The following is a 14,884-nucleotide window of genomic DNA, read 5'->3' on the forward strand; positions in this document are numbered from 1 at the left end:
CTACACCCCCGCGTCCTGCAGCAGCCGCCCGAGGACGACCCCCGCGTCGAAGTACTCCCGGGCGATCGCCAGCGCGGCGGCCCCGTGCCGCGCCGGGTCGCCCGCCACGTCCTCGAGCGCCGCGACCGCCTCGTCGGCGGTGCGGAAGCTCAGCAGCCCCTCGCCGGTCGGGAGGACCGCGTCGAACCCGGTGTCCTGCACGACGACCGGCCGCCCGGCCGCGAGGTACGTCGCGGTGCGGTCGCTGAACCAGCCGCTGCGCAGGCGCACGTTCTGGTCCTTCGCCGCCGTGAACTCGCCGCCGGAGGCGCGGATGAAGGCGCGGTAGGCCTCGTGGTCGCCGGAGAGGTCGCGCGCCGGCCGCACGCGGAAGCCGGCGGCGCGCAGGCGGGCGAGCGTCGCCCCGTCGTCGAGGGCGAGCGCGAGCTCGATGCTCGCGCCGACGCGGGCGGGGACGCCGAGGAGCTTCTCGAACTCGGCGCTCTTGCTCCAGCGGTACGTCTCCCCGCGCCACTCGATGTCTTTGTGCGGCTGGTCCCAGCTGGCGATCGTCGTGAACCGGAACCCGTCGGGGTCGGCGATCGCCCCCTTGGCGCTCGCCCGACCGGATGCGCCCCCCGGCAGGCCGTCCGGCCGCCACCAGTCGAGCACCACCGGCTGCCGCGTCGGGCGGTAGTCGAAGCCGCCGGTCGGGATCTCGCAGCCGTCGGTGCCGATCCGCTCGCCGAAGGTGAAGTGGTGCGTGTGCGCCGCGAGGATGTCCCGGGTGGACCCACGGCCCTGGTCCAGCTCGAGCTGCGGGGTCACCGGGTCGGTCTCGAGGTAGATCCGGACGGGGACGTCGAGGTGGGCGTCGTGCAGGATCGTCGCGCCGCTGAGGTTCAGCAGGACGTCCGCCTCGGCGAGCAGCCCGTCGAGCCGCGCGGCGAGCGGACCGTGGATCTCGCCCTCGCGCGCGGCGTTGACGAACGCCCACCGCTCCCCGAAGCCGTGTGCCGCCAGGACCGTCCCGAGCCGCGCGGCGGCGCCGGTCGCGTCGTCGGTGATCGTCTCGAGGTCCGGGTCGTAGGGCCAGTTGCCGGTGTCCTCGAGGTAGGTGACGTCGTGCCCGAGCCGGCGCAGCCCCTCGAGGTAGTGGAGGACCTGCCAGGCGACGCCCGCGAAGGGCATCTGCGCGAGCGCGCCGAGCACGACGATGCGGCGGGCCTCAGACACGGACGGCCTCCCCGAGGAGGGCGCCGAGGACATCGGGTCCCGGGCCGCCCGCGACGTGCCACTGCTCGACGCCGAGATGCGCGGTGCCGAGGTCGTCCGGGAGGGTCGCGAAGAGGTGGCCGCGATCGATCTGGGTGCGGTGGGCGCGGAGCGCGCGGAGCTTGCGATCGATGACCTCGCTCACGTCGACGCGCGTGAGCGGGAGGCCGTCGGTCGGCGAGCCGAACGCCTCCGGCTCCAGGCCCCACAGCGACGCGGGCAGCCCGCGGGCGGCGGCGGCCGCGACGAGCGCGCAGGCGGTCTCCGGCTCCCAGCACGCCTCGTAGACGCACGGTCCGCCCGGTCCGGCGAGCGCGGCCGCGCGCAGAGCGATCTCGCGGGCGGCGATGTGGTCGGGATGCCAGTAGAGCCCGTCCGGCGCGAAGGTCAGCAGCGCGGCCGGCGCGAGCGGCGCCAGGACCGCGGCGACCTCGGCGGCGGCCGTCTCCACGTCGACCCAGGGCAGCTCGCCGTCGGGGTGGTGCAGGCAGCGGGCCCAGCCGGCCCCGAGGTGGGTGGCCGCCTCGGCGAGCTCGCGCTCGCGCACCTCGCCGAGCGTCGCCGGCGTCGCGAGGCGCGGGTCGCCGATGGGCCCGAGCTCCCCGCGGGTCAGCGTGAGGATCCCGGTCGGGACGCCGGCGCGCGCGGCGAGGGCGAGCGTCCCGCCGGCGATGAGCGACTCGTCGTCGGGATGGGCGACGAGCGCGACGATGCCGCCGGTGCGGGAGCGGGGCGGGACGAGGAGCGCCATCACGCCACCAGCCGCCGGTAGAGGGCCTCGTAGTCGTCGACCATGCGCTGCAGGCCGAAGCGCGCCTCGGCGCGTGCGCGGATCGCGTGGCGGTCGAGGGCGAGCGCGGCGGGGACGTGACCGGCGAGGCCCTCCCAGTCGTCCGCGACGAACCCGCTGACGCCGTGCTCGACGACCTCGGGGACGGCGCCGCGGGCGGTCCCGAGGACCGGCGTCCCGCAGGCCATCGCCTCGATCATCACGAGCCCGAACGGCTCGGGGTAGGTGATCGGGAAGAGCAGGGCGGCGGCGCCGGCGAGGAGCCGGTCGCGCGTCGCGTGGTCGACCGGCCCGACCCAGCGTACCCGCTCGCCGTCGAGGTGCGGCTCGATGCCGTGGTCCTCGCCCTCGACCTCGGGCCCGGCGAGGACGATCGGCAGCCCCGCGGCGCGGGCGATGCGGATCGCGTCGAGCGGGCCCTTGTCGGGCAGCAGCCGGCCGAGGAAGAGGAGGTACTCGCCGGCCTCGGGCGAGAACGGGAAGGCGGCGACGTCGATGCCATGCGGGATGACGGTGACGTCGAGCCCCGGGCCGAGCTCCCGCCGGTGGTGCTCGGACGCCGCCGTGAGATGCACGGTCGGGGTGCGGCGCTGCGTCTCGCGGACCTCGGGTGAGGAGTCGACGTGCTGCGTCTCGACGAACGGGACGCTCGTGAGCCGCGCGAACGGCAGGGCGAAGTGCAGGTCGTGCGCGTGGATGACGTCGTGCTCGCCGGCGTGGGCGAAGGCCGCGGCGGCGTTGACGCTCTCGGCGAACTGCCAGTCCCACAGGTGCTCGTCCTCGTCGTACCCGATGGGCCGCTCGGCCCGCAGCCGGGCGGTCGTCTGCGAGTCGCCGGTCGCGTAGAGCGTGACGTCGTGGCCGCGGCGCACGAGCTCGTCGCAGAGCGCGCCGACGAGCTGCTCGATCGAGTCGCCCGCCCCGCGGCGGACGGGCTGGGCGACGGGGGCGATCTGGGCGATCCGCAGGCGGCGCGCGTCAGGCATCGTCGCCGCCGGCGGTCGTGTCCGCGACGCCGGACAGCGCGTCGTGGTCGGCGATGTCCATCTGGCGGTTGTAGAGCGACGCGTACAGCCCGTGGTTCGCGAGCAGCTCGGCGTGCGTGCCGTGCTCGACGATGCGGCCGCCGTCGACGACGAGGATGCGCGAGGCCCGCCGGATCGTCGACAGCCGGTGGGCGATGACGAACGAGATCCGGCCCTCCATGAGGCGCTCGAGCGCGTCGAGGAGCGCGCCCTCGGTGCGGGCGTCGAGGGCGGACGTCGGCTCGTCGAGGACGAGCACCGGCGCGTCCTTGAGGAACGCCCGCGCGATCGACAGGCGCTGCTTCTCGCCGCCGGAGAGGGTCGCGCCGCGTTCGCCGATGAGCGTGTCGTAGCCCTCGGGCAGGCGGCTGACGAACTCGTGCGCGTTCGCCGCGCGCGCGGCCCGCTCGATGTCCGCGCGGGCGGCGTCCGGGCGGCCGTAGGCGATGTTGTCGGCGATCGTGACCGGGAAGATGAAGGGGTCCTGGAGGACCATCGCCACCTGGCGCCGCAGCGACTGGTGGCGCATGTCGCGCAGGTCGACGCCGTCGATCGTGATGCGGCCGCTCGTCGGGTCGAAGAACCGGACGAGGAGGTTCATCATCGTCGTCTTGCCCGCCCCGGTCGGGCCGACGATCGCGATCGTCTCGCCGGGCTCGGCGAGGAAGTCGACCTCGTGCAGCACCTCGCGGCCGGGCTCGTAGCCGAAGCTCACGCGGTCGTAGCGGATCGGACCGGTGACCTTCGCCTCCTTCGCGTGCGGCCGGTCCTGGATGTCGGGCTCGAGCTCGAGCAGCTCGCTCACGCGGTCGGCCTCGGCGGCGGCGCCCTGCACGGTCTGCGTCGTGTGCGTGATCGAGTCCAGCGGGTCGTAGAGCGAGCCGAGGTAGGAGAGGAAGACGATGATCGTGCCCGTCGTCAGCTCGCCCTTGAGCGCGAGGTCGGCGCCGACGTAGATGACGCCGGCCGTCCCCACCGTCGTGACGAGGCCGGCGAAGAGCTCGAACCAGAGCCCGGCCACGGTCGAGCGGACGTAGGCGACGACGGTGCGGTCGGCGTACGCGCGGAAGCGGCGCACCTCGTGCTCCTCGCGGGTGAACGCCTGCACCGCGGGCATCGCGCTGAGCGACTGCTCGACGACGTTCATCATCATGCCCTCGAGGTCGCGCTGCTCGCGGTTGCGGTCCTTGATCGGGCCGCCGAGCACCTTGATGACGATGAGGAAGAACGGCGTGATGCCGAGGGCGAGCAGGGTGAGCGTCGGCTGCAGGTTCCACATGACGACGAACATCGCCACGAGCGTCACGAGCGCCTGGACGGCGGGGACGAGCGCGTCGGCCACGAGCGTGTTCACGCACCAGCAGTCGCCGGTGACGCGGGAGATGAGGTCGCCGACGGGCCGCCGGTGGTGGAACAGGACCGAGAGGCGTTGCAGGTGGGCGAAGAGGTCGGTCGCGAGGCTCCACGTCATCCGCTGCCCGAGGAGCAGCGAGTTGTACGTGTAGATCATCTGCGTGAGCGTCCCCAGCAGGAAGATGAGGATCGTCCCGACGGCGACCCAGACGAGCAGCCCGTGCTTGCCGTCGACCCCCGGGAGGGCCTTGAGGACGCCCGGGATCGCGTGGTTCCCGAGGACGTTGTCGACGACGAGCTTGATCGGCCACGGCCGCAGCAGGTCGAGGGCGATGTTCGCGAGCATCGTCGCGATGAGGATGAGCAGGCCGCGCCAGTGCGGCCTGGCGTAGCGCAGCAGCCGGGCCTGGCGGCGGAAGGACCCGGTCGCGGGCGCGGCGGGGGGCGCGGCAGAGGCCTCCATCACGCCACCGGCGCGAGGGGCGGGGCGGGCGCGTGCGGCGTCTGGATCGCCATGACCGCGGTCGCGACCGCCGAGGCGGCCTCGGTGACGATCCGCAGCGCGAACATGACCGCGAGCAGCCCGAGGACGGCGGCGGCGACCGGGGCCCCGTCGGCGGCGGCGGCGAGCGCGAGCGTCGCGGCGAGGGCGTTCATGAGCAGCGCCGGGCGCGAGTACGTCGGGCGGCAGAGCGAGCGGACGAGCTGGCGGCCCTGGCCGTGCTCCTCGACGAGCGTCGTGATCCGCACGCCCGCGAGCGTGCCGCCGCGGACCTCGAGGTCCCACGTGTCGAAGTCCTGGCCGTGCCGGACGATCGCGCCGAGCGCGACGAGCCGCTCCTGCAGGCGCCCGAGCTCCTCGAAGGGGTCGCGCCACTCCTCGTGCCAGGTCTCGAGCGTGCGGCGGGACGGCCGGGCGCGCCCGGGCCGGCCGCGGCGGCGCCACGGCGTCAGGCCGTGGCGCAGGCGCCCGTCGAGGCGCAGCAGCGGCTGCAGCAGGTGCAGGAGGGCGGCGAGCCCGCGCCGGCTCGCGCGCGCGGTCACCGGCAGGTCGCCGGTGGGCAGCCGGGCCTGCGCGACGATCGTGACCGCGCGGACCGACAGCAGCCCCGCGATGACGGCGAGCACGGGGAGGGCGAGGAGCAGCGGCGACCAGGCGGCGCCGAGCACCGCGAGGAGGATGAGGCCGCCGATGCCGAGGTACGCCTCGGGCATGAGCAGGACCGCGTCGAGGCCGCGGATCCCGGGCTCGTAGAGCCGCTGGAACGGGGCGGAGTTCCACGTGCCGTGGTAGACGCGCCAGCGGTGGCGGCCGGCGGGGGCGCGCGGCGTCCCGTCGCCGTAGATGCGCCCGGCCCAGGTGACGTGGCCGCCCGCCGAGTACCGCTCGGGCCACTTGCGCTCGAGCATCGCCTCCGCGTGGCCGTAGCCGCGCTGCTGGCGCAGGTAGCCGCCGACCGTGCCACGACGGTGGTGGAAGACGACGGCGGCGGCGCTGAAGCCGATCCGCCCGCCCGCGTCCTGCAGCCGCCAGCAGACGTCGACGTCGTCGCCGGCCACGTGGAAGCGCGGGTCGAACCCGCCGATGGCCTGCAGCGCGTCGCGACGGAACGACGAGTTGCAGCCCGGGATGTGCTCCGCCTCGCGGTCGGACAGCAGCACGTGGCTCGGGTTGCCCGGGGAGATCGCGACGGCGTCCGCCACGAGCCCGTCCCCGGGGACCGCGAGGTTCGGGCCGCCGACGGCGACGACGTCCTCACGGGCGTACGTGTCGACGAGGAAGTGCAGCCAGTGCGGGTCGGGCATCGCGTCGTCGTCGAGGTAGGCGACGATCTCCCCCGCCGCGAGCTCCGCGCCGGTGTTGCGGGCGCTCGACAGGCCCCGGTTCTCGGTGCTCACGACGCGGAGGCCGTGCGCGGCGCAGATCGCGACGCTCGCATCGGTCGAGCCGTCGTCGATGACGATGACCTCGAAGGCCGGGTACTCGAGGCGCCGCACGGCCGCGCACGTCGCGTCGAGCGTCTTCGCGCCGTTGTACGTGCAGATGACGACCGAGACGAGCGGCGGGTCCGGCGGCAGCGGGACGGGGGCGTCGCGCCAGGCCTCGCGGACCGCGGCGAGGGCGGGCTTCGGCTCCCGCGCGCGCCCGGTGAGCCCGAAGTCCCAGTCGGTGATGGCCTGGCCGCCGCGGTGCCACTCGTCGCTCCAGGCGAAGACGAACGCGCCGGCGCAGCCCGCGGCCATCGCCTCGCGGACCTGCCAGGCGAGGCTGTCGGCCTGGCCCTCCAGGCCGTTGCGGCGGCTGTCGAGGCCGATCTCGGTGAGGACGAGCGGCCGCTCGCCGACGAGGTTCTGCAGGCGGTGCAGGTAGGCGACGAACTCCTCGCGGCGCTCGAGGAAGACGTTGAAGCAGACGAAGTCGAGGAAACCGAGGTCGAGGTACTCGGTCGTCGGGTAGTTGACGTACGTCACGAGCGCGCCGGGGTCGTGCTGCCTGACGACGTCGTAGAGGCGCCGGAGGAACGCCTCCGTGCGGCGGCGCCCGTGCCAGCGGACGACCGGGGCCGGGATCTCGTTGCCGACCGCCCAGCCCAGCAGCGCCGGGTGACCCGCGACCTTGCGGACCTCGCCGGCGACCCGGGCGACGACGTCGTCGACACGGCCGCGGTCGTCGAGGAAGGCGACGTGCTGCTCCCACGCGACGCCCGCGAGCACGCGCAGCCCGTGGCGGAGCGCCGCGTCGAGGAGCCACCGCGGCGGGGCGGTGTACGTCCGCAGGACGGTGAAGCCCTGCCCGCGCATGGCGGCGAAGTCGCGCTCGGCGGCGTCGGGGTCGTACGGGGTGCCGTCGGGCCCGTCGGCGAACGGGCCGTAGGTGACGCCCTTGAGGAGCAGCTTCTCGTCCCCGAGGTGGAGGAACCGGCCGCGGACGACGGCCCGGCCCTCGGCGATGCGCGAGGCTGGCACGAGCGGCGCGGCCCGACCCGCGTGCGTGTTCGTGTCCGTGTCCGGTCCGGGTGCCGGGGGCGACGGGCTCGGTCCTGAGTGCAGGTCGGTCATCGGGCGCGGAGGCGGACGCTGCGCCGGGCCGTGGCCGGGGCGCCGCCCACGGGGGTGGCGGTGACGGAGACGCCGAGGGTCAGGCGGCCGCGGCGGGTCAGCGCGCGGCGGGTCGCCGCGCCGAGCGGGAGGCGCACCGTGAACGTCGCAGGGGCGACGTCGGCCCGGAGCGCCTGGGCGATCGTGCGCCCGGCCTCGTCGCGGACCCGCACGCGGAGGGCGGCGAGGGGGCGGCGGACGGTGACGCGGACCCGGACGGCGGGCGCGCCGGGGGCCGGTGCGGCGCTGACGGCTCCGAGCAGGGCCCGGACACGCGCCTTCGCGTCCGCGACGACGGGGCCCGGGGTGGTCGCCGGTCCGCTGCCGGAGCCCGCGCCCGCGTTGCCGGTCCCCGTCGTCGTGCCGCCGGCGCCGCTGCCACCGCCGCCACCGCCGCCGCCGGCGCCACCGGGCGGGGTCGCCGGAGCGGGCGGCACGACGGCGTAGGAGATCGCGTACGTCGGGTCGTCACCCCCCGAGTCCATCGCGACGTAGAAGCGCCCGGGCTCCGGGAAGGTCCAGTCGACGGTCTCCTCCGGCGCGTCGTCGGTCACGGGGCCGGTGCCGGCGCCGCTGCCCTCGCCGCCGAGCTGGGTGCCGGAGGCGTCGAGGAGCGTCGCGTACACCGGGCAGCCGGTGAGGTCCGGCGACAGGCACGGGCTGACGGTGTTGCGCACGTCGAAGCGGAGCGTCTGCCCGGGCGACGTGACGTCGAACGCGAGGTAGTCGACGTCGGTCTCGCTCACGAAGGCGCCCTCGTAGGTCATCCCGGGGACGAGCGGACCGTAGGCGGTCGCGATGCTGTCGTCCGGGCCGCCGAGGTCCGCCGCGGCGGGCGCGGCGCCCAGCAGGGCGAATGCCGCGGAGAGGCCCAGCAGCCGCCGGGCTGCGCTCATGCGGCGCGGCTGCCCGCCGGCACCGCTCGCGGCCCGTCGGGCCGGCCGCGGAAGGCGCCGGGCCCGGCGACGACCCGTCCGGGCTGCTGGACCTGGCGCGCCGGCCGTCGGTGCGTGCGCACGGTCCGCGTGACGGTGCTCAGCGTCCCGAGGAGCAGGGCGGCGAGGCCGCCGAGGACGACGAGCGGCATGAGCGCGAGCACGGCGAACCCCCAGATCAAGGGGCCGGCGAGCTGGTTCGGGGACGTAGGGCGCGGAAGTCGGGGCATGTACGGGAGCGGCGGTCGGAAGCGTGTCTCGGAGGTCAGAACGCACCGCGGGGGCAGAGGTTGGCCGGTCGCCCGGGCGTGGAACTTCCGGCGTCATGGTGCGGGGACAACGCCCCGGCGCGGCACAAGGTCAGGCGGTAGTTGCGGCGACGTGCCCGGTCGCCGGCGGGCGGTGGGCGATGTCCCGTCCCCGGCGTGCCCTGCCGCCCGCCCGGGCGCCGCCGGACGTGCCAGACTCCTCGCCCGTGTCCGCGCCGTCCGAGAGCTACGAGGTGACCGGGCCGCTCGATCCGGCCGCCGTCGCCGAGGCGCTGGCACCGGCCTTCGGGCTGCACGCCGAGGCGCCGGTCCGCCACGCGCGCACGTACCTCGACACGTTCGACGGGCGCCTGCACGGGCCTGGTCTCACGCTCGTGCACGAGGGCGGTGAGCTCGTCCTCGCCGACACGGCGCAACAGACCGTGGCGCGCGAGCGGTGGCCGCGCGTGCCGAAGCTCCTCCTCGTGACCGACCTGCCCGCCGGGCCGCTCGCCGACGCGCTCGCCGGCCCCGTCGAGATGCGGGCGCTGCAGCCGCTCGTGCGCCTGTCGAGCCGCGAGCAGCTCCTGCGGGTCCTCGACGGCGAGGAGAAGACGGTCGTCCGCCTGCGCATCGAGACGCCGGTCCTCGAGGGCGGGGCGCGCCTGCCGACCCACCTGCACGTCGTCCCCGTCCGCGGCTACGAGAAGCAGGCGGCGAAGGTGCTCAGGCGCCTGGAGGCCGCGCTCGACCTGACGCCCGCCGCGGGGAGCATCGCCGACGACGCGGTCCGCGCGGCCGGCGGGACACCCGGCGGCGTCTCGTCGAGCCCGAAGGTGCCGCTCGCCGCCGACGACACCGCGGCCGTCGCGGCCGCGCGGGTGTCCTCGCGACTGCTCGAGGTCATCGAGGCGAACCTCCCGGGGACGCTCGCCGACCTCGACACCGAGTACCTCCACGACTTCCGCGTCGCCGTCCGCCGCACGCGCTCGCTCCAGCGCGAGCTGCGCGGGGCGTTCCCGGGCGACGCGCTGCGCGAGGCCCGCGCCCGCTTCAAGCGGCTGCAGGCGGTGACGGGGGACACGCGTGACCTCGACGTCTACCTCCTCGACTTCGAGGACTTCGCCGCCCATCTCCCGGAGGCCCGGCGGCCTGACCTCGAGCCGCTGCGTCGGCTCCTGCGCCGCCGGCGCGCGGCCGCGCTGCGCCGCATGCGCCGCGAGCTCCGGACCGAGGAGACGGCCGCGACCCTCGCCGACTGGCGGACGCTGCTCGCCGCGATGACCGCCGGGGAGGCGGGGGGCCCCGACGCCGACGTCCCGCTCCTCACCATCGCCTCGGCGCGGATCCGCACCGTCCACCGCCAGATGGTCAAGGCCGGTTCGGCGATCGGCGACGACACGCCGGCCGAGGCGCTCCACGACCTGCGCAAGAAGGGCAAGGAGCTGCGCTACCTGCTCGAGTTCTTCGCCCCGCTGTACCCGGCCGTGGTCATCAAGCCGCTCGTCTCGAGCCTGAAGGCGCTGCAGGACACGCTCGGCCGCTTCCAGGACCGCGAGGTCCAGGCCGAGCTCGTCGCGTCGCTCGCCGCCGACGTGCACAAGATGGACGACGCGACGAGCGCGCTCATGGCGATGGGCCTGCTCGTCGAGGGGCTGCACGAGCAGCAGCGCGCCGCCCGCGACGAGTTCGCGACCCGCTTCGCCGCGTTCGCCGCCCCCGGGCAGGGCGCGATCGTGAAGGAGACGTTCGCGTGACCCGCGTCCTCGCGACGTACAACATCAAGGGCGGGGTGGGGAAGACGTCCGCCGCCGTGAACCTCGCCTACCTCGCCGCGCGCGAGGGGGCGCGGACGCTCCTCTGGGACCTCGACCCGCAGGGCGCGAGCACGTACCTCTTCCGCGTGAAGCCGAAGATCAAGGGCGGCGGGGACCGGCTCGTCCGCGGCAAGACCGACGCCGACAGCCAGATCAAGGGCACCGACCACGAGCGGTTGGACCTCCTCCCGGCGGACTTCAGCTACCGGCACATGGACCTCGCGCTCGACGCGGCGAAGCGTCCCACCACCCGGCTGGACCGGGTCCTGGAACCGCTGAAGCCGGACTACGACTTCATCTTCCTCGACTGCCCGCCCTCGATCTCGCTCGTCTCCGAGAGCGTCTTCGAGGCGGCCGACGCGCTGCTCGTCCCGATGATCCCCGCGACGCTCTCCTCGCGGACGTTCGCGCAGCTGCGCGACGTCGTCGGGGACACGAGCCAGGTGCTCGCCTTCTTCTCGATGGTGGACGGCCGCAAGCGGCTGCACCGCGAGGTCATGGCCGAGCTCTCGGCGGCGTACCCGGAGATCCTCACCGCGGCGATCCCGGCGGCGGCGGACGTCGAGCGCATGGGCGTCGAGCGGACGGTCGTCGAGGAGGTCGCGGCACGCGGCCGAGCCGCGGCGGCCTACCGCGAGCTGTGGGCCGAGGTCCGCGCCCGCCTGCGCCCCTGATCAGGGCCGGCCGTCGGTCGCGAGCGTCTGGTTCGCGTAGCGCCGGTCCCCGGTGAGCTCCGGCCCGAGCCACGCCGGGGGGACGAACGCCGCGCTCGCCGCCTCGTCGGCGAACTCGACCTCCGCCGTCATCAGGCCGTCGAGGGCCCCGGCGTAGACGTCGAGCTCGAGGACGAGCCCGCCGTCGAGGACGAGCTCGTGACGGCGCTTCTCCACGCGCCGGCCCTCCGTGAGCGGCCAGAGCTCGGCGAAGCGCGCGGCGTCGACGTCGAGCTCGACCTCCGTACGCGCGAGGCCATGACCGCCCTTGATCGTCAGCACGTGGCGGCCGCCCTTCTCGCGGACGCGCACCTCGACCGCGTCGTCGATCGCGACGTACCCCTGCCGGACGTCCTTCGCCGGGGCGCTCGCGAGGTCGTCCGGCGCGGCCGTGACGAGGAACTTCCGCTCGATCTCCATGGCCGCATTCAACCCGCTCGCGCGGCGGGGGCGCCCTCCCGCCCCGCGCCGCCGACTGACAGCTCACGCAGGACAGGTCTGCCTGAGCTGTCAGTGGGCGCGGCGGGGTCGCTACCCGCCCGTGAGGTACGTGGCGCTCGGCACGCCGATGCCGGTGATCGAGTCCCAGCCCTTCGTGACGGCGCCGCCGTCGCCGAGGCTCGAGTCCTGGTCGAACGTCCGGACCGAGTAGACCATCCCGCCGGAGGGGTCCACGCCATTGGCGTAGTCCGAGCGGACGTTGCCCGCGTCGGGCCCGGGGGCGCTGACGTCGGTGATCGTGCCCTTGGCGGCCCCGTACAGCGTCGGGTTCAGCAGCCCGCCGCGCGCGCCGGTGCGCTGGTTGCGGAGGGCCTGCATGCCCGCCATCAGCGGTGCGGCGAGGCTCGTGCCGCCGATGCGGTACTCGCCGTAGGCGTTGCCGCCCTTGGGGAACTTCTGCGTCTCGCCGACGAGCATGCCCGTCGTCGGGTCCGCGTCCATCGCGACGTCGGGGACGGCGCGACCGGTGGTGTTCCCCGGCACGGTGCCCTGCTGGTAGGCGGGACGGGCGAAGAGCGACGAGAAGCCGCCGCCGGCGCCGTAGAGGAACCCGGCCGGCGTCCACGCGCCGCTCGCGAGCGTGAACTTGTCCGTGCCCCAGCCCGTCTGGAAGGAGAGCGCGCCCGTCGATCCGATCCCGGTCGACGTGCCGCCGACGGAGGTGACGTACGGGTCCGAGGTCGGGTAGTCGGCCTGCCCCACCCCCGAGGAGGCGACCTCGTCGCCGTTGTCCCCGGAGCTGAACAGGAACGAGATGCCCTGCAGGACGCCCTGCTGGAAGACCTGCTCGTAGGCGGCGACGCCGTCGGGCGTCTCGTTGGACTCGAGGTCGCCCCACGAGTTGCTCACGACCGACGCCTTGTCGTCGTCGACCACCCGGGCGAGCGTGTCGCCGAAGTCCTGGTCCAGGCAGCTCGGCGAGCCGTAGTAGAGGACGTTCGCGCCCGGCGCCATGCCGTGGACGGCCTCGACGTCGAGCGTCTCCTCGCCGTACCAGCCGAGCGAGTCGCAGAGCCGCTCCTGCGTGAACCGCGCCGGGTTGGACTGCGTGAGCTGGCCGGCCGCGAACGGCTGGTCGCCGTGCCGGGCCGCGTAGGTGTTCGCGTCGCTCTCGATCGTCGGCGACGCGTAGGCGTCGGTGATCGCGACCGTGACGCCGCTGCCGTTCAGCGCGGTGCCGCCCTCGTAGGCGGAGCGCAGCTGGGCCGGGACGTAGCCGCAGGGCGCGTAGGGGAGGGTCCTGCCCTGGAACGGGGGCTGGTCGGAGGCGGGCTTCTCGCCGTAGTACGCCGAGCACGGGGTCCCGTTGACGAACGCGGCGGGGGCCGTGGCGTGCGGCTTCATGGCGCGGGGTCGCGTCGAGAGCCCGGACACCGCGAGGACCCGCGGGGCGATCGCGGCGGTGACGGTGGCCGCGTGCGTCGGCGCGTCGAAGCTGTCGCCACCGGCGGCGAACCGGTGCAGCCCGGTGCCGAACGTCGCGTCCACGGCCGCCGCGGTGCCGGTCACGGTGATGTAGCGCGAGTGCGCCTCGACGCCGTCGACCCTGAGGCCGCCGTCACGCGCGTAGGCCTCCACGGCCACGACGCTCTCGGCGGTCGGCCGGTAGGCGGCCTCGTACTGCGCGGGCGTGAGGTACCGGCCGTGGGTCGGCGACGACGGGTCGGAGACCGCCGCGGCCGCGGCGGCGAGCGCATCGCTGCCGCCCTTCGGCGTGAGGTAGATGCGAAGCGTCACGGGCTTGCCGGGGGCGACGGCGCCCTGGTCGGCGGCGCCCTTGGCCGCCTGGGGACCGGCGGCCGGGACCGCCTTGCGTGCGGGGGCCGCGCCGGCGGCGGGGCCGGCGACCAGGCCGGCGACGGTCGCGAGGAGTGCCGCGACCGAGGCCTTGGTTGCGTACGTCAAGAGATCCCTCCCTGTGGGAATGGCAGGAGGCGCGAACCTATAGTCGCGACGCGACGTCGCTCAAAGGGGCCGGTGCGAGGGCCCACCCACGCCTAAGCGTCTTCTCATCCGGGGCCGCGCGCGGGTGGCGGCCGGCTCGGCGGGCGCGCCGGGCGCCCGCTACGGTCGGCGTCATGCTTGAGCGCGCAGACGTGTCCGCCGCGACGTGGGCGATCGTCGGCGGTCGGCCGCCCGCCGAGCCCGGCGCCCCGCTCAACGTCCCGCTCGTCGCGGCGTCGACGTTCATCCAGGGGGCCGAGCGGATCTACAGCCGCAACGAGGCGACCCCCGGCTGGGAGGCGCTCGAGGCGCTCGTCGGCGGCCTGGAGGGCGGGGAGGCCGTCGCGTTCGCCTCGGGGATGGCCGCGTGCGCCGCCGTCCTGCAGCAGCTGCCGAGCGGCGCGCGGCTCGTCCTCGGCGACGACTGCTACCAGGGGGTCGCCGGGATCGCGGAGGCCGGGGCGCGCGACCACGGCTGGGCGGTCGAGCGGCTCCCGGTCGCCGACCCGGCCTGGCCGGACCGCGCGCAGACCGCCGACCTGCTGTGGGTGGAGTCGCCTTCGAACCCGCTGCTCGACGTCGCCGACGTCGCGGCGATCTGCGCCGCCCCGCGCCGCCCCGGTACGCGCGTCGTCGTCGACAACACGTTCGCGACGCCGCTCGGGCAGCAGCCGCTCACGCTCGGCGCCGACCTCGTCGTCCACTCGGCGACGAAGTTCATCGGCGGGCACTCCGACCTCCTCCTCGGGCTCGCCGTCACCGCCGACGAGGAGCAGCTGCGCCTCCTGCGGACGGCCCGCGGGCTGAACGGCGCGACGCCCGGGACGCTCGAGTGCTTCCTCGCCCTCCGCGGCGCGCGCACGCTGCCGCTGCGCCTGCGGCAGGCGACGGCCACCGCGCAGCTGCTCGCCGGGCGGCTCGCGGCCCACGCGGCGGTCACGCGCGTGCGGTACCCCGGCTTCGGCGCGATCGTGAGCTTCGAGCTCGCCGACGCACCCGCGGCGGACGCCCTCTGCGCGGCCACCCGGATCGTCCGCCACGCGACGAGCCTCGGCGGGGTGGAGACGACGATGGAGCGCCGCGCCGCCCACCCGGGGCAGGAGCACATCCCGGCCGGCCTCATCCGGATGAGCGTCGGGTGCGAGGACGCGGAGGACCTGTGGGCGGACCTCGCCGCGGCCCTCGGGTGACCGCGCGGGGCGCGC

Annotated in this window: 12 protein-coding genes; 3 read left to right on the forward strand and 9 right to left on the reverse strand. The window is 75.3% G+C overall.

The genetic code is table 11. From position 1 onward, the window contains the following. The 7 genes from NBH00_RS10655 to NBH00_RS10690 form a co-directional block, all read right to left on the reverse strand. Positions 1-1,215, reverse strand: coding sequence for a glycosyltransferase (locus NBH00_RS10655; RefSeq protein WP_254573315.1), 1,215 nt, complete (start codon positions 1,213-1,215; stop codon positions 1-3). Next, positions 1,208-2,005, reverse strand: coding sequence for a PIG-L deacetylase family protein (locus tag NBH00_RS10660; protein WP_254573316.1), 798 nt, complete (start codon positions 2,003-2,005; stop codon positions 1,208-1,210). The genes NBH00_RS10655 and NBH00_RS10660 overlap by 8 nt, the downstream gene beginning before the upstream one ends. Beyond that, positions 2,005-3,030 carry a glycosyltransferase family 4 protein gene (locus tag NBH00_RS10665; protein ID WP_254573317.1) on the reverse strand — a complete coding sequence of 342 codons (1,026 nt, stop codon included), beginning with the start codon at positions 3,028-3,030 and terminating at the stop codon, positions 2,005-2,007. The genes NBH00_RS10660 and NBH00_RS10665 overlap by 1 nt, the downstream gene beginning before the upstream one ends. Beyond that, positions 3,023-4,885, reverse strand: coding sequence for an ABC transporter ATP-binding protein (locus tag NBH00_RS10670; protein WP_254573318.1), 1,863 nt, complete (start codon positions 4,883-4,885; stop codon positions 3,023-3,025). The genes NBH00_RS10665 and NBH00_RS10670 overlap by 8 nt, the downstream gene beginning before the upstream one ends. After that, positions 4,885-7,389: a glycosyltransferase gene (locus NBH00_RS10675; RefSeq protein WP_302182731.1), complete on the reverse strand. Its 2,505-nt coding sequence runs from the start codon at positions 7,387-7,389 to the stop codon at positions 4,885-4,887. The genes NBH00_RS10670 and NBH00_RS10675 overlap by 1 nt, the downstream gene beginning before the upstream one ends. An 89-nt stretch (positions 7,390-7,478) precedes the next feature. After that, positions 7,479-8,417 (reverse strand): hypothetical protein, encoded by a 939-nt coding sequence (locus NBH00_RS10685; RefSeq protein WP_254573319.1) that lies wholly within the window; start codon positions 8,415-8,417, stop codon positions 7,479-7,481. Then, positions 8,414-8,638, reverse strand: coding sequence for a hypothetical protein (locus tag NBH00_RS10690; RefSeq protein WP_254573320.1), 225 nt, complete (start codon positions 8,636-8,638; stop codon positions 8,414-8,416). The genes NBH00_RS10685 and NBH00_RS10690 overlap by 4 nt, the downstream gene beginning before the upstream one ends. 293 nt (positions 8,639-8,931) lie before the next feature. On the opposite strand from NBH00_RS10690, the gene NBH00_RS10695 reads away from it, so the two are divergent. Both NBH00_RS10695 and NBH00_RS10700 read left to right on the forward strand, forming a co-directional pair. Continuing rightward, on the forward strand, positions 8,932-10,461 hold the full coding sequence (locus NBH00_RS10695) for a CHAD domain-containing protein (protein WP_254573321.1): 1,530 nt from the start codon (positions 8,932-8,934) through the stop codon (positions 10,459-10,461). Continuing rightward, positions 10,458-11,195, forward strand: coding sequence for a ParA family protein (locus NBH00_RS10700; RefSeq protein ID WP_254573322.1), 738 nt, complete (start codon positions 10,458-10,460; stop codon positions 11,193-11,195). The genes NBH00_RS10695 and NBH00_RS10700 overlap by 4 nt, the downstream gene beginning before the upstream one ends. On the opposite strand, the gene NBH00_RS10705 is transcribed toward NBH00_RS10700, so the two are convergent. Both NBH00_RS10705 and NBH00_RS10710 read right to left on the reverse strand, forming a co-directional pair. Continuing rightward, a complete protein-coding gene (locus NBH00_RS10705) occupies positions 11,196-11,654 on the reverse strand; it encodes a CYTH domain-containing protein (RefSeq protein WP_254573323.1) in 459 nt (152 codons plus the stop codon). Positions 11,655-11,765: 111 nt separating this feature from the next. Beyond that, on the reverse strand, positions 11,766-13,640 hold the full coding sequence (locus tag NBH00_RS10710; RefSeq protein ID WP_254573324.1) for a S53 family peptidase: 1,875 nt from the start codon (positions 13,638-13,640) through the stop codon (positions 11,766-11,768). 173 nt (positions 13,641-13,813) lie between these two features. Here NBH00_RS10710 and NBH00_RS10715 point away from each other — a divergent pair, with 173 nt between their 5' ends. Next, entirely contained in the window at positions 13,814-14,869 is a 1,056-nt protein-coding gene (locus tag NBH00_RS10715; RefSeq protein ID WP_254573325.1) for a trans-sulfuration enzyme family protein, read from the forward strand. Positions 14,870-14,884: the final 15 nt, after the last annotated feature.

Source organism: Paraconexibacter antarcticus, assembly GCF_024220175.1.
In the GTDB taxonomy this organism is placed as follows: Bacteria; Actinomycetota; Thermoleophilia; order Solirubrobacterales; family Solirubrobacteraceae; genus Paraconexibacter; species Paraconexibacter antarcticus.